The organism is Alteromonas sp. ABD4_190, from assembly GCF_056160105.1.
In genome coordinates, this window is record NZ_JBSWWN010000001.1 from 2,726,904 (window position 1) to 2,746,688 (window position 19,785).

A 19,785-nucleotide genomic window follows, 5' to 3' on the forward strand; every position below is an offset into this window, starting at 1 on the left:
AAAAAATAATGGGGTCAGAGTCGTGACTCTGACCCCATTATTTTTAGTTTTGAGAAGCTTACACCACAGCCGCTGACTTATTTGCATGTTTGCGCTTTTATTTAACGCGTCGTTACCCTACCATTAGCGGATTGTTCGCAGTTCGTAAAATTCTATGCCTTCACTACAAGCTTACAGCACATTTGGCCTTTCAGCGTCGTGTGATTCTATCCAGTCGTTTACCGACGTTGCTTCATTTCTATCTATCTTTAATGCCTATAAAAATGAAACCAACAAAGCCATTTATATATTAGGTGGTGGAAGCAACTCGATTTTTACCGATGATTTTGACGGTACGATCCTGGTAAACGAAATAAGAGGCATAAGCCACTTTGATACTGAAAGTCATCACTACTTGCGAGTAGGTGCAGGTGAAAACTGGCACGACTTTGTAACTCTCTGTATGAAAGAGAAGTGGTATGGGTTTGAGAACTTAGCATTAATACCTGGCTCGGTTGGGGCTTGCCCCATTCAGAATATTGGAGCCTACGGTGTAGAGGTTAATTCTTTAATCGATAAGGTGGAATGTGTATTTCTTGAAACCGGCGAACAGGTATTACTAAGCAATGAAGACTGTCAGTTCGGTTATAGAGATAGTGTGTTTAAACATGCCTTAGCCAACAAAGTACTTATTACCCATGTAAACTTTGAGCTACCTAAGCAATACGAGCTTAAAACAAGCTATGGAGAATTAGCCGCACTTACCGAGCCGACACCAGAAAAGGTGTATAGTAAGGTAATTGAAATTAGAAAAAGTAAACTGCCAGATCCTAGCGAACTAGGTAATGCAGGTAGCTTTTTTAAAAATCCCGTTGTTTCAAAAACAGTGTTCCAAGCAATAGCGAAAGAATATGACTCGGTACCGCATTTCGTTGTAAGCGAAAATGCTGGTTCATCAAATGCTGGAAATGAACAAGAACAAATAAAAATTCCTGCTGCTTGGCTTATTGACCAAGCGGGTTTTAAAGGCAAAACGTTGAACAAAGTACGTTGCCACCCTACACAGCCATTGGTACTTACTAACTTAGGTGGCGCCACCGGAAGCGATGTAATAGCAATGGCAAAAGATATCATAGCAAGCGTACAGGATAAGTTTGGCATACAGCTTGAGCCAGAAGTACGCTTATTAGGAAACAAAGGACTTATTTCGCTATGAGACAAGCATCAAAAGCTATAAGAAAACATATACTCGCTTTGTTGTCTGACGGTCAGTTCCATTCAGGTGAAACCATTGCTCAGCAAGTTGGCCTTTCACGTACCGCAGTAGCGGGTCATATTTCCCAACTTGCCGATTGGGGTTTAGATGTATTTAAGGTAAAAGGTAAAGGCTACCGATTAGAACGAGGTTTTCCATTGTTAAGCGCTGACAGCATTAAACGCCATTTAGGCAATACAAAACGAGCGGTTATTGATGTGGAGTCGGTTTTACCTTCCACCAATACAGAAATGAAGAAGCGTATTGCGAGCAAACGAGAAGATCTTGAAAATGGCGATGTTGTTTTTGCCGAAATTCAAACCGATGGGCGAGGGCGACACGGTCGTTCGTGGTTAGCGCCAGTTGGCGGTAGCTTAACTTTTTCCATGTATTGGTCTTTTCCTGATGGCTATCAGAGTATGGCTGGGCTTTCTTTATTAGTAGGTCTAGCTGTTTGCGATGCGCTTAAGGAATTTGGTGTCGAAGACGCTGAACTTAAATGGCCAAACGATATTTATCTGCAGGGTAAAAAACTTGCGGGTGTACTTATTGAGGTAGAAGGGCAGATAGGTGCAACGGCGCATAGTGTTATCGGCATAGGTTTAAATGTTTGTGTACCCGATAATCAATATGATGTTGGTCAGCCTCATAGCGACCTTGCTTCTTATTTAGGCACTATTCCTGATAGAAATGCGCTAGCAGCAGAAATAATTAAATCTCTGTGGTTTTATTTGCCCAAATTTACACAACAAGGGTTCGGACCATTTACGGCTTACTGGGAAGCACTCGACTTATACGCAGATAAACGCATTGTTTTGCAGATGGGAGAGAAGCGTTTTTCCGGAATTGATAGGGGAGTAGACGCCAGCGGCGCACTACTCGTTGAAACCCAAGACGGTATTACGCGATTCCACGGTGGCGAAGTTAGCCTTAGAGGTAATTAACTTTTTATTTTTGTTTTATTTTATAGCTGAGCTACGAAGATTTTGGCCATTTTTATAATAAAAGTACTTCGTAGTTCATTTTTGTTATTTTCAAATAGAATTCTTTCCGTTCGTTATACGCATTACATTGCGACTGAAAACTAAAATATGCACAACATTGAAGAAAACCACGTCATATTAGTGGATATCGGTAACACCCGAATAAAATATTCACTGCTTTGTCATGCAGAAGAAGAGCCTAATGCATGTGAAGATGTCAATTCTCTCTTCTCTTTTATCGATTCTCAGAAAAAAATTTCCCATTTATATATAGCTTCGGTAAGAAATCAGGAGCTGGTTGATGAAATATCCGCCATGTGTAACGAGCGAAATATTGTTTTTGTAGAAAAGCACACAGAGAAAGAAGCCTTCGGCATAAAAAATAGTTACGCGAATGTTCAAAAAATGGGCGTTGATAGATGGCTTGCCATGGTCTGCGCTGCAGAAAAATCAAAAAAAGCATTTTTTGTTATGGATGTGGGTACGGCAATAACGGTCGATTTTGTTGTGGATGGTCAACATTTAGGCGGTTGGATCGTGCCTGGTTTTCAAGTTATGCGTAATGCATTGGTAGCTTCTACTAAAAAAGTGTTCGCGAATGATGAAATTCCGACCACCTTTGGAGTGGGAACCGATACTGAAGATTGTGTGGCATCAGGGTGTCATGCTGCCCTATATGGTGTTTATTTGAGCGCGGTTGATTACATATCAAGCAAACAAACCGATTTTGATATAATTTTAGGGGGTGGAGACAAAAAAGTGTTTGCATTCTTAAAATCTGCTGATAACATGCGCCTCGCTCATTTGGTGATGCAGGGTCTTGCCCGCTACGCTCGAAGTGAACTTCTAAAGGGAACATCGACGTAAGTTTTTGATTAGTTGAAAAATTGGTCAAAAAAAAATTGAAAAATTTTCAAAAAGACACTTGCACAGAGTTAAACAATACTCTAGAATGCGCACCCACTTGATGTAGTGCCGACTTAGCTCAGTTGGTAGAGCAACTGACTTGTAATCAGTAGGTCGCCAGTTCGATTCCGGCAGTCGGCACCATCAATCTGGAGGGGTACCCAAGCGGTCAACGGGAGCAGACTGTAAATCTGCCGGCTCAGCCTTCGCAGGTTCGAATCCTGCCCCCTCCACCACTTTCTCTATGAGGTGGCCAGAGAATTAGGATTGCGGGCATCGTATAATGGCTATTACCTCAGCCTTCCAAGCTGATGATGCGGGTTCGATTCCCGCTGCCCGCTCCAAATCAGTGCTGATATAGCTCAGTTGGTAGAGCGCACCCTTGGTAAGGGTGAGGTCGGCAGTTCAAATCTGCCTATCAGCACCAGTTTATTTCTCCCCAGCTCATGTAAAATTTCTAAATTTTTTAATGTAACTTTGCTGGGATAATAGAAATGGCAAAAGAAAAGTTTGAACGTACGAAACCCCACGTAAACGTGGGTACAATCGGCCACGTTGACCACGGTAAAACTACCCTAACTGCAGCTATCACTACAGTTCTTTCTAAAACTTACGGCGGTTCTGCTCAGGCTTTCGATCAAATCGATAACGCGCCTGAAGAGAAAGCTCGTGGTATCACCATTTCTACTTCACACGTAGAATATGACACTCCTACTCGTCACTACGCACACGTAGACTGCCCAGGACACGCTGATTACGTTAAAAACATGATCACTGGTGCTGCTCAGATGGACGGTGGTATCCTAGTAGTAGCTGCGACTGATGGCCCTATGCCTCAGACTCGTGAGCACATCCTACTTGGTCGTCAGGTTGGTATTCCTTACATCATCGTATTCATGAACAAGTGTGACATGGTTGATGATGAAGAGCTTCTAGAGCTAGTAGAAATGGAAGTTCGTGAACTTCTTAACGAATACGAATTCCCAGGTGATGACCTACCAGTTATCCAAGGTTCAGCTCTTAAAGCGCTTGAAGGCGACGCAGAGTGGGAAAAGAAAATCATCGAGCTTGGTGAAGCGCTTGATTCATACATCCCAGAGCCAGAGCGTGCAATCGACAAGCCGTTCATCCTTCCAATCGAAGACGTATTCTCAATCTCAGGCCGTGGTACTGTTGTAACAGGTCGTGTTGAGCAAGGTATCATCAAGGTTGGTGAAGAAGTAGAAATCGTAGGTATCAAAGACACTACTAAGACTACTTGTACTGGTGTTGAGATGTTCCGTAAGCTTCTTGACGAAGGCCGTGCAGGTGAGAACGTTGGTGTTCTTCTACGTGGTACTAAGCGTGATGAAGTTGAACGTGGTCAAGTACTAGCTAAGCCTGGTTCAATCACTCCACACGTTAACTTCGAAGCAGAAGTATACGTACTATCTAAAGATGAAGGTGGCCGTCATACTCCATTCTTCAAAGGCTACCGTCCACAGTTCTACTTCCGTACAACTGACGTAACTGGTGCTGTAGAGCTTCCAGAAGGCGTAGAAATGGTAATGCCTGGTGACAACCTTAAATTCAAAGTTGAGCTAATTGCTCCGATCGCGATGGAAGAAGGTCTTCGTTTCGCAATCCGTGAAGGTGGTCGTACAGTAGGTGCTGGTGTTGTATCTAAGATCCTAGACTAATCTAGACTTAGCAACACAAGCCAAAAAAAGCGCACTTAGGTGCGCTTTTTTTATGCCTGCGATTTTTTAGGTCGGGAGTGAAGCCCCATCAAAAACACGCCGAAGAGCCATCCATGGCGGCTTCGCAGCAGCGTCCCTGCTGCTGAGAGTTTTTGATGGGACTTCACTCCCTCCTTGATCGGCATAGTCAATAGCTTGAGAGGAGGAGGGGAGCAATACGCCGTCAACCCATCCATGGGGGCTCCGACACCGCATTCCTGTGGTGTAGGGTTTCAGCGGGCACAACAATCACTCCCTTCTTGCGGCACAGCAAGAAGTTTGGGGGGATAAAAAGAAACACGCCGTAAAACCATCCATGGCGGCTTCACAGCAGCGTCCCTGCTGTTGAGAGTTTTTGATGGGGCTTCACTCCCTCCTTAATCGGCATAGCAAAAAGTTTGAAGAGGAGGGGAGCTATACGCTGTAAACCCTTCCCAGCTTTATGTAAGAGCTTCGAGATCAACCCGCATTCTCCCCATTAACCGCTTTCCCCAAGCTGTCTGCCTATAAAATACGAATGTCACTTGCCAATGATTTCTTATAGTGTTGTTATACAGTAACAATTAATGGCTATCATGCCCGGCTTTATTGTTTAACGAGATTTTCATGATTACACGACGCCAGTTTTTAGTGGGTTCTTTGGCATTTGGTGGCCTAGCTAGCAGTGCTTTTGGTAAGAAAATGAACTTGGCGTCAATGCCAATTAGTGAAGGCTATGGAGCATTAGTCGCCGACCCACAAAAGCTGCTCGATTTACCTAAAGGCTTTAGCTATAAAGTTATATCTTCTCTTGGTAATAACATGTCTGATGGTATGCATGTACCTGATAGAGCAGATGGCATGGGGTGTCTTCCTGTAGAAGGTACTAGCGACAAAGTGGCGCTTATACGTAACCACGAACTGCACCCAAAACATTTAAGTGCTCAGCCTGAGTCTATTCAAGCGCATACCAGCGACTTAGCTTATGATAGTTACGCTAATGGCATTGCGTTACCTGGCGGTACCACAACCATGGTGTACAACCTTAGCACTCAAAAAGTTGAAAGTGAGTTTATTAGCCTGGCTGGCACCGTAAGAAATTGTTCAGGCGGCATTACGCCCTGGGGCACGTGGCTAACGTGTGAAGAGTCGGTAGACCGTCCTCACGGCCCTAACGGCGATGTAGTAAACAAGGATCACGGCTATATATTTGAAGTACCTGCAAACGCTGACTCACTTATTAAAGCTAAGCCACTTAAAGCAATGGGGCGCTTTAACCACGAAGCTGCTTGTGTTGACCCTAAAACGGGTATCGTTTATCTGACCGAAGACAGAGGCGATAGTTTGCTTTATCGCTTTGTACCAAGTGAATACGGTAACTTAGCGGCGGGCGGTCAGTTAGAGGCTTTGGTGGTAAAAGGGAAGTCTCAGTTCGATACACGTAACTGGTCTTCAGATACTATGCCAGTGGCAACGTGGTTTGACGTTGAGTGGGTAGCTTTAGATAACCCAGAAAGCCCTAATGATGATTTACGTGTGCAAGGGTATGATAAAGGTGCTGCGCTTTTCGCTCGCGGTGAAGGCATACACTGGGGCGAAGATGAGCTTTATTTCTGCTGTACCAATGGCGGGCAAAAGCAGCTAGGCCAGGTAATGAAGCTTGTTCCCTCTGCAGATGGTAAACAAGACAAGCTGCAGCTGTTTTTAGAAAGTGAAGACAAGAATCTGTACAACTTTGGCGATAATCTAACTGTATGCCCGAATGGGCATTTATTAGTGTGCGAAGATCAATACACCGACATAGTAGATAACCATTTGCGTGGTGTTACGCCAAGCGGAGAAGTATACAACTTTGCTAAATTACATGCGCAAACAGAACTGGCAGGTGCGTGTTTCTCGCCTGATGGAAATACGCTTTTCGTCAATATTTACTCACCAACCAAAACGTTGGCAATCACCGGCCCCTGGGTTAATGCCTAAGTCATTTTAAATGATTTTATGCGCAGCGTTTTGGCAAAAACGCTGCCACATTCTTTTCTCATACACTTAGCCTTACTATACTCTCTAGCCTCTAAAACACAGATAATCTTCACTTTCCTACAGCAATAGCTATCACTCTCTTTCATAAAACAATGCGATTAGTCAGCATGTTTACAATCGCTTTATTTAATTAGTCGAATCATATTATCTCGTTTTAATAGTTTTACTCAATTGATGATAATGCTCTCAACTTAACAAGGAGAGCGAAATGAGCGCACTATTTAAAAAGCTAACAACGGCAAATAGCCATCGTGTTTCCTCCACCACGAATCAACTCATTCGAACGCAATGCAATTACGCTGATAACTATTACGGCGACCAAGTTTGTGTAGAAGTAAAAGCTCCTAAACCTCGTACCAACCTTCATGTAGGAGTACAGCTGTGAGAGCCTCAATGAAATCAACCTTAACTAAATTCGTACTAGGCGGCGTTGCTGCCAGTATGCTTACATTAGGCGTAAGTGCAGATACACTAACTCGCCAAAATGGCGCACCGGTAGGTGATAACCAAAACTCGCAAACCGCAGGTCCATGGGGACCAGTATTACTACAAGACTCTCACCTTATTGAAAAGTTAGCGGCATTCGACCGGGAGCGTATTCCAGAGCGCGTTGTTCACGCCCGTGGTGTCGGTATCCATGGCTACTACGAAAACTATGTCGACTTATCTGAAGAGACAGTTGCCGCTCCCTTCCAAGGTGAAGGTAAAAAGACTGAAGTATTTGTTCGTTTTTCATCAGTAGTCCATGGACATTTATCGCCAGAAACGCTGCGCGACCCACGTGGTTTTGCGGTGAAGTTTTACACCGAACAAGGTAATTGGGATCTAGTAGGTAATAACTTCCCGGTTTTCTTTATTCGTGATGCAATCAAGTTCCCTGATATGGTTCACGCATTTAAACCGTCGCCGGTAACGAACAAGCAAGATGCGAAGCGCATTTTTGACTTTTTCTCTCACGTGCCAGAGTCAACGCATACGTTAACCATGCTTTTCTCTGATTATGGTACACCAGCAAGCTATCTAAATATGGACGGCTCAGGTGTTCACGCATTTAAATTTGTTGATGACGAAGGAAACTACAAGTATGTGAAGTTTACTTGGAAAGCGAACCAACCTATTAAGAACTTCTCAGCTGAAGAAGCAATGAAAGTTCAAGGTATGGACTTCCAGCCGCATACTACTGATGTGTATACCCGTATCGGTGAAAAAGGTGAAACAGCATCTTGGGATTTGTATCTTCAAGAGCTAGAGCCAGAACAGTTAGATGATTTCGAGTTTAACCCACTTGATACTACTAAAATTTGGCCTGAGTCTTTGGTGCCTGCTAAGAAAATTGGTCGCCTTGTGCTAAACCGTGTGCCGGATAACTTCTTTGAAGAAACTGAGCAAGCGGCATTTGCACCAAGCAACTTAATTCCAGGTATTGAGCCATCAGAAGACAGAATGCTTCAAGGTCGTTTGTTCTCGTATGCTGATACACAGCGCTATCGCCTAGGTGTAAACGCGTACCGCATTCCGGTTAATACGCCTAAAAATACAGTTATCAATAACCACGAGCAACACGGTCAGCTTCGCACAACTAGCTCTAATCGCGATGTGAACTATCAGCCAAGCCGTCGTCTTGATCTTAACGAAGATCCAGCATTTCGTTATTCAAGCAAGCCGCTTGCAGGTATGACACAACAAATTCCGTTCTACAAAGAACAGAACTTTAAGCAAGCGGGTGAGTTTTTCAGAAATCTGACTAATGAAGGTCAAGCGCATCTAATTAGTAACTTAGGTGGAGCGTTAGCATCGGTACCTGAAGAAGAAATTCGCGTCATTATTAGTGCTTATATGTACAACGCTGATAAGGACTACGGTGCAGGTGTAGCAAAATTAGCGAAAGCACCAATGTCGAAAGTTCGCCAAACTGCAAAAGACTTAATGGAACAGCAAGCTGCACGTGCCGCTAAAGCAAAACAAGTTGCTGAAAGCCTAACCGCACTAATGCAATAAGCTAAGTAGCAATAGGGTTGGGAGTTACATCACAGTGTTGAGTAACTCCCATTTTTCTCAAACCACTTTTCTATAACAAACTTCCTGTAACAGCTTTGCTGAAAACAGTTTAGTAGTAACCTAATTTACATTTACCAGTAAGGGGGCTCAATGTCTTTTTTGAAGCAAACACTTATGGCAGCACTGTTCGTCGTTGCCACCTTCACCAGTTTTTATACTAGTGCGGCAACTGACTCAACCACTCAAGCTAATCCTCAACAAAGTGCAACTACGCCTAATATGGAAGCCTTGAAAGCGCGCTATTTTGATGCGGCGCGAGCAGGCGATAGCGCCATGCTAGCTGCATTTTATCAAGCTGGCCTAGATGTTAACGTAGCGGATCAAAAGGGCTATACCGCGCTTATTCTTGCTGCCTATCATGGCCACACTGAAACGGTAGACTTCCTTATCAGCAATGCACACGCTAACCCATGTCAAGAAGACAATCGCGGCAACACTGCGCTAATGGGCGCCATCTTTAAAGGGCATGTAAGCGTGGCCAAACAGCTCGTATTTGCCGATTGCGATATTGACGAAGAAAACGCACAAGGCCAAACCGCGTTAATGTTTGCAAGCCTTTTCGACAGACAAGAAATTATCAATACGCTTATCGATAAAGGGGCTAACCCAGCTCATATGGATAAAGCGGGTAACTCGGTAGCTGATATCGCACTTTCACAAGGTAACTACGAGTTAGCGAAAGTATTGCGCGAACAAAACGCTAATTAAACCGCGTCATCTTAGATAGCATTGGATACAACTAGGGGGAACTCCCTATTTGTATTCAATGCATTAAGTTCAATACTAAGCCCATAAGAATTTAGAAGTGGGTTTACTATGAAAACGTTACTTGCTGCATTTTTTATCTTTTTTGCATCATCCTCTTTCGCCGGCGTAATTACCTATGATTTCACTCGATTAGTGTTAGGTGACGAAGCTGACCAAACCAGTTTAATTGGGCAAATCACTTTTGATGAAAACGAAACCCAATTCGATATGAGCACGTGGTTATCATTTTTCTTTCAGCTAGAGTTCAATGGTACGACTTATAATATTTTAGAAGACGATATTGATGAGTTTGCGATAGTTGATTTAGAAAATGGTGTGTTTGGTGATGAAAGCGGTGAAGGTTTTCAGCTATTTATTGAAGACTCAAGCGTTCCATACGAATTCACTATTAGTTCAGGTTTAGCCGGGCTAGGAGCATCAGACTCGTGTGTGTTTTTTGAAAATGGTGACCGCTGCGCAGGTGGCTTGTTTCAACTGGTTAAAACTGTCGAGTCTACAGATGGCTCAACACAAGTGAGCGAACCTGCTTCTTTTGCCACTGCGATGCTAATTTTGTTCGCGTTTACTTCTTTCAGAAAGCGCAAACTATAAGGCTTCTTCAATTCGAGAGAGTGGTTTATTTCCTGTACCACGTTCGTTCCCTCCAACTTGTCTATGTTTCTCGATAGTTGGTGTTTTTAGCCCTCCATTTGTGAGGGCTTTTTTCTTTTTAAGTTTCTGATTTTTCGGCGCTTTTATAAATCACGCCGAATAGGGGGAACTCCCCATAGTTTTGCTTCTTGGGTTGATGAATACTCAAGGAGTACTCAAAGAGAGGTGTATTATGAAGTTCCTTAATAACAAAACAGTATTATCAGTAGCCATTGCTTGTGCCCTACCAGCGAGCATGGTGTATGCAAAAACTTTCGATAAAACATTGGCTGATGCACTTGCTGCTTCGCCACTAGAACTACAACAAGTTATTGTTACATTTGAAGGTAAGGGACCTGCCACAACAGAACAAATTACCGCACTTGAATCGTTGGGCATCACTGGTGGTGTTAGCCTGCGTAACGTGCCTATTGTTGGTGTGTTAGCCAACAAGCAGCAAGTTGAAGCGCTTTATCAACGTGATGACGTTGTGTCAGTGTGGAACAACGACCCGCTAGAATTAGAAAACCATGAGTCTACCCAAATTACCGGCGTGCAGGCACTACAGGCTGACCGCGATATTCGCATTAACGGTATGCCAGTATCAGGTAAAGGCATTGGCGTAGTGGTAAACGACTCGGGTGTTGACGGTACCCACGGCGATTTAGCTTTCCCTGATCACGTTGTACAAAACGTTTTAGCGCAGGTAAACCTAAATAGCTATAGCGGCATTTTGCCGATTACATACCAAGAAAACGTATCTAAGACTGATATTCTAGGCGGTCACGGAACACACGTAGCTGGCACAGTAGGCGGTAACGGCGCCAAGAGTGGTGGCTTACATGCAGGTGTAGCACCGGGTGCAGACATCATTGGTTATGGCTCGGGCGCCGCTTTATTTATTTTAGATACTATCGGCGGCTTCGACTACGCACTAACCCACCAGTTCGACTACAACATTCGCGTAATTTCTAACTCATTTGGTAACACAGGTGATGTAGGTACAGACTTCAACCCAGACGACCCAACGAACGTTGTAACTAAAGCACTGGCAGACAACGGTATTATTACCGTATTCTCGGCAGGTAACTCAGGCCCTGGCGAATCGACAATTACCGGTAACTTCAAAAAAGCACCTTGGGTAATTACAGTGGCTGCGGGCAACAAGCAAGGCGAGCTAGCTGACTTTAGTTCTCGCGGTGTCGACGGAAAAGGCGGACAAGCGATTGTTGATGGTGAAGTGTTCACGTGGGAGGACCGTCCTACTGTAACTGCGCCAGGAGTAGACGTTATTTCTGCTCGCGCATCACTGTCTAGCTTAGGCGGTTTGAGCGCAGCTGACGACGCGGAAATGATTGAGGCACAGCACTTACCGTTTTATACCGTATCTAGCGGTACTTCAATGGCTGCGCCGCACGTGTCAGGTATTGTTGCATTAATGCTAGAAGCAAATCCAAACCTTCAGTGGGAAGATGTTAAGCGTATTCTTCAGGAAACCGCAACACCAATGGCTGGTATGGACGAATGGGAAGTGGGCGCAGGCTACGTGAACGCTTATGCTGCGGTAACTGCAGTGCTTGAAGGTGAAGAAGTATTTGGCGATACAGTGAAGAAGAATCGCGAGTTTAACGCATTTGCTAACGTTGCTGAAGGCGATAGCTTTACGCTACCTACAACTTATCTTCCTGTTGGTGAGTCACCAGTAGAAGAGTTTGAGGTAACGTCTGACGTATCTATGGTGGTGGCGAGCGCGTCAATTGAAACGGCAACAGCGTTCGTATTAGAAGACCCGGCAGGAAATACCTACGGTTCTGGCATTGGCCTACCTGTTTTAGGTTCTTCTGTTGGTACAGCTGCTCCGGGTATGCCGGGTACATGGAAACTATACAGCCGAGGTATTGGTAGCATTAGTGGTGTGTCAGTTGACCCACTCGGTGTTACAAACGGTGTAGGTATTCCTGGGACTAACGATGTGAATATTCGCTTGTTAGTTACATCAGGCTATACCGGTATTGATGATGCAGTAGGCCATCCAGCGAAACCATTCATTGAATATGTAGTAGCAAATGAGCTAATGGACGCAAAGGAAAGCGGTTTTGCACCAGATGCACCGTTAACGCGTGTAGAACTTGCTGATACGCTAGCGCTTAGTGCTAATCTTCGTCAAACCAACGATGGTAATACAGTGAACTTCACTGATGTGAGTGCAGAAAACGCTGCCGCGGTAAATTCAGCAACAGCAACTGGCGCTGTGCTTGGGGATCTAGAGATGAATACGCAACCGGTGATGCAAGTTGACGGCGACTTTTTTGGTAGCAATATGCAGGTAAGTAAGGAAGAAATGGCGTACTCAATGGTTCAAGCATTAGGTCTTGAAGATGCCGCGAGCAGCTTTGACTCTGAAAAGGTTATCGCTATCGTGCTTGGTGAAGCGGTGGAAGTTGAAGATACAGATGCAATTGCACCTGAGTATCGCGGCTATGTTCAACAAGCTTTAGCTGCAGGGATAATGCAGGTGGAAGTGAAGGTAGAGCAAGGTCCGTTTGACCTACAGCCTACGCTTAAAGCCTTCTTTAACCCACAAGATGGCGTATCACGAGGCGAAGCTGCGTTTATCCTAACGCAATACGCAGAACTTTAGTCCTTTAAGGCGAGGGCCGGTTGTAACATTCAAAACACGCGGTAAACCCATCCATGGGCGCTCCACAGCAGCATCCCTGCTGCTGAGGGTTTTGAATGCCACAACCGGCCCTCGCGCAATTTTTAGAGAGGGGTAGCTGAAGCAAGGCCCCTCTCTTTTTTAACGTATAAAAGTTCTATAGAGTAGTGTTCTACTTAACGGATTTCGCTTTTGGAGAGTTCACTAAAGCAAGTTTAGTGCTGAGGGTTTTAGCTACTGCAATCAGTATTCGATTAATATGTAAAAAGGGGAAAGAATAGAGTTGTACGCTCCGAACAAATGTCAGCTACTCTAGCAAGCCTGCCTTTCCTGCCATTCTGATAAGTTCTGCGGAACTGCTTAAATTAAGCTTCTTATAAATGTTACTTCGGTGATTTTCTGCGGTTTTAAGGCTCATATCTAGTAGTTCGGCAATCTTCTTACTGGTGTTGCCTGCGGCAACTAAGAAAAAGACTTCTCGCTCTCTTCGCGTCAAAACGCTCAGCGGTGATACGTGCTTTTGACACTGGTCAGTGGATGACTGGGTTAATTCGTCGGGGAAAGATGTTTTGTTGGCCGCCACTTTTTTTATCGCATCGACTAAGCTGTCCCCAGATGACTCTTTTAAAATATAGCCCTTTGCGCCCGCGTCGCGCATGGCCTCTATATATTCCACTTCGTTGTGCATAGACAGCACCAGTATCTTTGCATCACTGCGCTGAGACAGTATTTTATCAATGGCAACGAGTCCGCTCATGCGCGGCATAGAAATATCCATCAGAATAACGTCGGGGGAGAGTTTTAGCACCGCTGCAATAAGCTCAACACCGTCATCACATTCTCCGACCACTTCAATATCTTGGTTTGCATTTAGCATTTGAGATACGCCTTGACGCATTAGTACATGATCGTCGGCTAGCACTACTCGAATTGTCATACAGGTACCGTTACTGTTGTTCTTGTGCCTTGCCCTACAGCTGAATCTATTTCTAGCGTAGCGTTGAACGCTGCGGCTCTATCGCGAATACTTGAAAGACCAATGCCAGGCTCTATTGTTCTACTATCAAACCCTACACCATTATCAAGAATATCTAAACGAATAACGTTATGGTGGTAAGAAACCGTCAGAGTAAGGTGTGTTGCTTCACTGTGCTTTATAGCATTTACCAATGTTTCTTGCGCAATTCTGAATAATAAGGTGCTTATATCTTTCGAGAGATCTGTGGGTAGATTTATGTCAGTGTTATACGCCATATCTTCACCACTAAGCAGGTTTCGACACAGCCAGTTTAGTGCGGGTTTAAGGCCCAGGTCGTCTAAAATGGTGGGGCTCATAAGGCGTGATAGCTGCCTCACGTCATTTAGCGCCATTTCAGCGATACCGTGTAGTGCTTCTATTTCAGGCGAGGAAGATGAGAGCGCCTGCAGTCGTCTTGTCAGCCCAGTAAGTAACTGCCCTATACCATCATGCAACTCTCTAGAAAGTTTAGCTTTTTCGGATTCTTGTTGAGCCCACAGGCGTTTCGCAAGCTGCTGAAGTACTTCCTGATCAGCGTCTAGTCGCGCTTGAAGTGTTGCCTGTAGTGCCTTAATGCTCTCTATTTCTCTGGCTAAATCACTCAAAATAGGCGTTCCTGTAGTCACCCGCTTGTTTTTCAGGTAGTTGAGAAAGCCACTGCGTTGTTAACTTATTTACGGTATCTTCTTTGCCGGGAATAGCGCTATAGTATAGGTGATTGCGCCAATATGAAGGGTATAGCGCGAGCTTTTGCTTCAGCTTTTCAACTGATGCTTCATCACCTAACGACGCTTGTATATACAGCCACTGCAAGTATTGTTGATAATAAGTAGGTTTAATAAGAGTGCCAAGCTTTTCCATGATACTGCTCGAAGCGCCTAAAGATAGACGCTGCTGCATATCGAGCAGAATCTTTGTTTCGGTGATCGCGGGTACATTGTCGTTGTTTAGAAGCGTTTTGTAGATGTCGTCACTTTCATCGTTAAGGTTACCTTGATGATGCTTTAACCCTAACGTTAACCATTGATAAACGGCGAATTGCTCGTGACGTTCTTCGCTTATGGTGGGCAATACGGACTCAAGACGCTTCTCTAAGCATGACCAGTTTGCAGTCAGCAAGCATATTTCACCCTCCCAGAGCAAAACTTCTGTTTTTGCTCGGCTATCTTCAGACTCCTGAGCTAAGCGTTTTGCCTGTGCAGCATGTTGTGTGGCTTCTTCTAAATTTCCGTTTGCAAAATTTAAATAGCTGAACAGAAGGTGATTTATCATTTTTTCTTGGTTATGCTGAGTGCCTAGGTTTTTATCTACAGTTGTTAAGTGCCTTGAAGCGGTGTTTTTATCACCTTTTACTAGACTCAATTGCGCAAGGTTTTGCTGGGTTCGAAGTAGGTGAGATTCATCACCATTTCTTTCAAATAGTATCTTAGCCTGCTGCCAGTATATTTCTGCAAGAGAGATATCACCAATCAAAAAGTGCATATAGGCCACGTTGCTCATGCTTTGGGGCTGAAGTACCTTGTCATCGTTTTGAACACGAATATCAAGGCCTCGTTTGTAGTAATCTAACGCTCTTGAAAACTGTCCTCGTTCTTCAAACATAAAGCCTAGGGTGTCGTTTACGTGCGCTTCTTGTGCTAAGTCACCTAAATCGTGAAGCAGCTTTACTGCTTCTTCTAGCGACGCTTCAGCAGTGGTGTAGTCGCCTGTGAGTGAAGTAGCGATAGCATAGTTTGCTAAGGTTTTGGCCCGCTGAGAAGGCTGTGTTTTCGCATCTCGCAGCGCCAGCGCGTCTTTAAAATAACGCGCCGCTGCTACATTGTCGGCCGTTCGCAGGTAGGCAATGCCAAAGGCATTCAGCACTAAACTTTCACCTTGGGTATCCTTGGCCTGTCGAAATGCCACAAGTGCGCGTGTTAACGAATCGCTGGTGGCCGTTTCTATATCTCCGTTAATAATCTGCAAACGAGCCAGCTCAAACCACAGTTGTCCGTTATTCGGTCGAAGGGCTAAAGCGGCTTTGTAGTCGGCCATCGCTTTGGAATCTTCGCCCGCCCACTGGTATATGTCGGCCCGCATTGATAGCAATTCTGGTCGGTTGGGGAATTGAGAAACCAGTGCATCTATCGATTGTCTTGCAAGGGCTAAATCTTCATTAAGTTCAGCCCGTAGAAGTTCACTTTGTAGTCGCCAATATAGCGCTAATTCGGGAAGGCTGGTTAAGGTTTGCAGGGCCTGTCTGGCACCATCATAGTCGCCAACATTTATCCTATTGCGGGCTGTGGCTACCCACCCACCGGGGTAATCAGGGGTTGTCGCTATAATGGCATCTATAGCGTCTGCACTATTTAATGTCTCACCCTTTTGCCATGCTGAATCTAACGCATCTAGATAACGTAAATCAGGGAGTGGTTGAGGGGCTTGAGTTTCAACAGCATCAAATAGTAGCTGAATTAATTTGTTGGAAAACTCCACTAAATCCTCAGAAAGGGTGTTTGCATCCACATTGTGCGACACGGTAAAAATAGGTGTATTGGCAGGCATGCTGAGTAAGCTTGCGTGAAGCAAGTAAGCAGTATTACTGGTAGGCGTAGCATCGAGAAGCAGTACGGTATTAGCTGCGAGTGTAGCGGCTAAATCAGTGCGATCATTATTCTTAGTAAAGGGGGATAACCCTAAATTGCTTACCCAAGCTTGAGTCTGTTCTTTGTTGTCTAACACTATGTTGGGGTGGGTAGACAATGGGTAACGAAGTAATGTGTTAATGGTTTCTAAAAGCGGGTATTGAGGGTCATTCAATACCAGAAGCTGAATAGGACTATCTGTCGCTAATTTGGGGTGACTTTTTTGATACCAAGTGAAGGAAAAAATACTGGCACTCCCAATTAATACCAGTAAAGCAATTATAGAAAACCTAACAAGGGTTTTGTTAGGTACGGTCGCACTGCCATTATCGTCAAGGGCATGAGCGTTAACGCTAAGGGCTCTGCCATTAACGCTAAAGGCTCTGGTATTAACGCTAAAGGCTTCTTCCAGCGAAAGTCTCTTAGCCGGTAAGTGATGGGTTAATTGAGCAATGCAGGTTTTTCGCTTTTTCAACCACAAGTAATGGGAGATGCCAACGCCTTCTTTTTCAACACAGCCCAACATGTCTTCTAACACTTTACCTAGGCTATAGGTGTCAGAATGCTCACTTGCTTTTCCGGTTTGAATAACCTCAGGAGCGGTGTAGCGTTGATGCCCGCTGGTTTGGACACCCGAAACCGCGCTTTGACCAATGCCAAAGTCGATAAGCTTAATATCTTCATTATGGTCAATTAGGATGTTGTCTGGCTTTATATCGCCGTGCTTAATACCTATGGATTTACATGCAAGTAAGGACTCAATGAGCTGTTGTTGCCACTTATCGAAGTCGGCCTTGCTGATAGGTTTTTGAAGGCGCGTATAAAGAGGCTCCCCTTCTATGAAAGCCATGGTAAAGAATGCAGTATCTCCGTCAGAGAAAACATCATGTACACGAATGATATTGGGGTGTTGAAGCTGTCTGGCAATATTAACTTCATTGCGGATAGTTTGCATTTTAACCGGATCGCTAGCACCACCTTCTATCACTTTTAGCGCCACTTTTACATCAAGTAGCTCGTCGAGCGCACTATAAACATTAGCCTGAGCGCCACAGCCTAATTGCTCTACAATAAGAAAACGGTTAGCTAGGCGTGAATTTGGCGCAATAGATGGCCCTAAAGCTAAGGCTTCAGTTTTAAGGGAATTATTTTGCGACGAGAATACATCTGGCCTGTTCAAAGCCTTCTCCACACTTCACTAATTAACGTGACGAAGCAACTCAAATAGGGTTTACGCCACGCAGGCCTGTCGACAATAGGTATAACAAATGGTCGACTGGCTTAAACGTTATTGCTTTTATTCTAGCTTATAAGTGAAAGTTTATGCTCTATTGTGTGGAATAACAAACGCATGGAAATCATATTTGCTAAGGAGGTGGCAAATTCTATGTCCGTTTGTGTGAAGTAACGACGCCCTAAAATAGAGTCAGCATATAAAACACCAATAGGCTTTTCATCCAAACATACAGGTACACAAACGGCTGCCTGAATACCGTGGTTTATTATACTGTGCTGCTTATTAAGCGTGTTGTCGCAAACAATATTACCGATAGCGCGAACGGCATTTGTCTGCATACATTGATTGATAATAGTGCGGCTGCCTGTAAAGTCATCGCCCTGCATCCAATCTTCATAACCTACACCAAGCTGATAGTTATTTATTTTATCAAACAGAATGAGCGAAGCGCGTTCGCACCCAAGCGACTGAGTTAGACACTCTCTGGCAAGGTTAATAAGTGTAGTACTGTTATTACAGTGCTGTAGTTGGTTTTGATATCGTTTTAGTTGTTGCTTACGCCATTCACGTTGGCTATCAAGTTTAACTACATTATTAAATGCGACAGGCGTGAATTCACAAGGAATTGGGCCAAGTTGCAAAACGTGAGGTTTGTCTAGCGTAAGATGTTTTACGGGGATACCTGCGTTGCTGAAGCACCCTGTAGAACTGGTGTCGTCCAATTGCCAAATATGGTCGTTGTCAGCATATTTTGCGGTGCGTAAAACAATGTGAGAACGTGAAATTTGAGGGTGAGGAATAACGATGTCGGCACTATCGGCGCGCCCTACTTGATATTCACGGCCCTCGAAAAGCAAGTGTTCACTTACGCTACCGTTGCTTTCTGTAAAGGCAAACTGTAATGGCATAGCATCACCCTCATCATGTCACTGTCGCTGAATTTTTATTGTTTTTGCAACTTACGACCATGCCCGAATAGGCACGAAGCCAAGTTGACCCTAGTCCCGTGTAGCTGTTCAAAAAACAGTGTAGATTTAAGGTCAACAGGACTATTTACAGCGTTCTTAAACTAAAACGTAATGTTTGCAGCTGAGTAAGAAGCAAACCTTTCACATTAACTACGTCGCCACTTGACCGCCAGACGTCGGCAATCTGGCTTCCAGAAGCACTATCAACAAGTGTGATAAGGCTATCAACCGCAGTTAATGCTGCATCGTCATCGTTTATCGCCAGCGCTGACTGAACGTCATTTATTCCGCTATCAATAGCTGCTTCTAGCAGTGGGGCTATTTTGTCGCGATTACCATTAACAGTCGTACTTAAAGAGGCGACTTTGTCGTTAATGACAGTAGTTGAAGGACGATTGTCGAGCAAGATAATGAAATCGGAAAATTGACCCGTGCTACCGCGCGCGCGAATACTTCCAGACGACATAAGTACAGTTATATCTTCAAACTGCCCGCCGTCATGCGACGTAAACAAACGCCATGGAATGGTTGGGGTGTAATGAATGGCTTTGGTGTAAAGCTCAACCGTCGCTAAACCTTCAAAGCCAAATCCTGCATCTGTTTTCGGCGAAATAGAAACAAGAACAGGGAAGCCTGAAACGGCGCTTGTTAGCACAGAAGGCAGGCGGTCGGTAATGGCTAAATCCGCAGGGTCAAGCAGTTCGGCAGTAATATCAATAGTGTTGGCATTAAGACCAATACTGTTTTCAAACTCAACGGTCAAATCAACTTCGATTAGGCTGGTAAGCGCAAGCTTCGCCTGGATCTTATTGTCATCGACAGTTAGGGTTGCAGGAGTAACTACCTGTGCTTGCGCGGTTGAAAGCAGAAGTAATGCAGTGGTGGCAACAACAGTAGTAAGTTGTCTGAATTTCATCGCAGTAAACATCATAGGATGACCTCTTTCAGTGTTGGTTAAAATTT

General features: G+C 44.4%; 15 protein-coding genes and 4 tRNA genes. 14 read left to right on the forward strand and 5 right to left on the reverse strand.

Annotated elements, in window-relative coordinates:
• Nucleotides 1-154: 154 nt before the first annotated feature.
• The 14 genes from murB to ACXAFM_RS12065 all read left to right on the forward strand — a co-directional run bounded on the left by murB (nt 155) and on the right by ACXAFM_RS12065 (nt 12,957).
• Nucleotides 155-1,195 carry a UDP-N-acetylmuramate dehydrogenase gene (murB, locus tag ACXAFM_RS12000; RefSeq protein WP_474829727.1) on the forward strand — a complete coding sequence of 347 codons (1,041 nt, stop codon included), beginning with the start codon at nt 155-157 and terminating at the stop codon, nt 1,193-1,195.
• A complete protein-coding gene (birA, locus tag ACXAFM_RS12005; protein WP_179984680.1) occupies nt 1,192-2,178 on the forward strand; it encodes a bifunctional biotin--[acetyl-CoA-carboxylase] ligase/biotin operon repressor BirA in 987 nt (328 codons plus the stop codon). Before murB ends, birA begins: the two co-directional genes overlap by 4 nt.
• 147 nt (nt 2,179-2,325) lie before the next feature.
• Nucleotides 2,326-3,084 carry a type III pantothenate kinase gene (locus ACXAFM_RS12010; protein ID WP_474829730.1) on the forward strand — a complete coding sequence of 253 codons (759 nt, stop codon included), beginning with the start codon at nt 2,326-2,328 and terminating at the stop codon, nt 3,082-3,084.
• A gap of 107 nt (nt 3,085-3,191) precedes the next feature.
• A tRNA-Thr gene (locus tag ACXAFM_RS12015) sits at nt 3,192-3,267 on the forward strand.
• Between the two features lie 7 nt (nt 3,268-3,274).
• Nucleotides 3,275-3,359, forward strand: a tRNA-Tyr gene (locus ACXAFM_RS12020).
• A 33-nt stretch (nt 3,360-3,392) separates the two neighbouring features.
• Nucleotides 3,393-3,467 (forward strand) — tRNA-Gly (locus tag ACXAFM_RS12025).
• A 7-nt stretch (nt 3,468-3,474) separates the two neighbouring features.
• Nucleotides 3,475-3,550 (forward strand) — tRNA-Thr (locus ACXAFM_RS12030).
• 67 nt (nt 3,551-3,617) lie between these two features.
• Complete coding sequence (tuf, locus tag ACXAFM_RS12035; RefSeq protein WP_012519826.1) at nt 3,618-4,802, forward strand: elongation factor Tu; 1,185 nt, start codon at nt 3,618-3,620, stop codon at nt 4,800-4,802.
• Nucleotides 4,803-5,447: 645 nt separating this feature from the next.
• Nucleotides 5,448-6,800 (forward strand): alkaline phosphatase PhoX, encoded by a 1,353-nt coding sequence (locus ACXAFM_RS12040; protein WP_474829732.1) that lies wholly within the window; start codon nt 5,448-5,450, stop codon nt 6,798-6,800.
• Between the two features lie 268 nt (nt 6,801-7,068).
• Nucleotides 7,069-7,245 carry a hypothetical protein gene (locus ACXAFM_RS12045; RefSeq protein ID WP_474829733.1) on the forward strand — a complete coding sequence of 59 codons (177 nt, stop codon included), beginning with the start codon at nt 7,069-7,071 and terminating at the stop codon, nt 7,243-7,245.
• Nucleotides 7,242-8,858 carry a catalase gene (locus ACXAFM_RS12050; protein WP_474829735.1) on the forward strand — a complete coding sequence of 539 codons (1,617 nt, stop codon included), beginning with the start codon at nt 7,242-7,244 and terminating at the stop codon, nt 8,856-8,858. The genes ACXAFM_RS12045 and ACXAFM_RS12050 overlap by 4 nt, the downstream gene beginning before the upstream one ends.
• A gap of 150 nt (nt 8,859-9,008) precedes the next feature.
• Nucleotides 9,009-9,626: an ankyrin repeat domain-containing protein gene (locus ACXAFM_RS12055; protein WP_474829737.1), complete on the forward strand. Its 618-nt coding sequence runs from the start codon at nt 9,009-9,011 to the stop codon at nt 9,624-9,626.
• Between the two features lie 108 nt (nt 9,627-9,734).
• Nucleotides 9,735-10,277, forward strand: coding sequence for a hypothetical protein (locus ACXAFM_RS12060; protein WP_474829739.1), 543 nt, complete (start codon nt 9,735-9,737; stop codon nt 10,275-10,277).
• Nucleotides 10,278-10,509: 232 nt separating this feature from the next.
• Nucleotides 10,510-12,957 (forward strand): S8 family serine peptidase, encoded by a 2,448-nt coding sequence (locus tag ACXAFM_RS12065; protein ID WP_474829741.1) that lies wholly within the window; start codon nt 10,510-10,512, stop codon nt 12,955-12,957.
• Nucleotides 12,958-13,282: 325 nt separating this feature from the next.
• Here ACXAFM_RS12065 and ACXAFM_RS12070 read toward each other — a convergent pair whose 3' ends face one another.
• From ACXAFM_RS12070 to ACXAFM_RS12090, 5 genes are all read right to left on the reverse strand, one after another.
• Nucleotides 13,283-13,912, reverse strand: a complete 630-nt coding sequence (locus ACXAFM_RS12070; protein ID WP_474829743.1) for a response regulator — start codon at nt 13,910-13,912, stop codon at nt 13,283-13,285.
• Nucleotides 13,909-14,598, reverse strand: a complete 690-nt coding sequence (locus ACXAFM_RS12075) for a sensor histidine kinase (RefSeq protein WP_474829745.1) — start codon at nt 14,596-14,598, stop codon at nt 13,909-13,911. The genes ACXAFM_RS12070 and ACXAFM_RS12075 overlap by 4 nt, the downstream gene beginning before the upstream one ends.
• Nucleotides 14,591-17,797 (reverse strand): protein kinase domain-containing protein, encoded by a 3,207-nt coding sequence (locus ACXAFM_RS12080; protein WP_474829747.1) that lies wholly within the window; start codon nt 17,795-17,797, stop codon nt 14,591-14,593. Before ACXAFM_RS12080 ends, ACXAFM_RS12075 begins: the two co-directional genes overlap by 8 nt.
• Nucleotides 17,798-17,919: 122 nt before the next feature.
• Nucleotides 17,920-18,762, reverse strand: coding sequence for a GAF domain-containing protein (locus ACXAFM_RS12085; RefSeq protein ID WP_474829749.1), 843 nt, complete (start codon nt 18,760-18,762; stop codon nt 17,920-17,922).
• Between the two features lie 145 nt (nt 18,763-18,907).
• Entirely contained in the window at nt 18,908-19,753 is an 846-nt protein-coding gene (locus ACXAFM_RS12090) for a DUF6689 family protein (RefSeq protein WP_474829751.1), read from the reverse strand.
• Between the last annotated feature and the right edge of the window lie 32 nt (nt 19,754-19,785).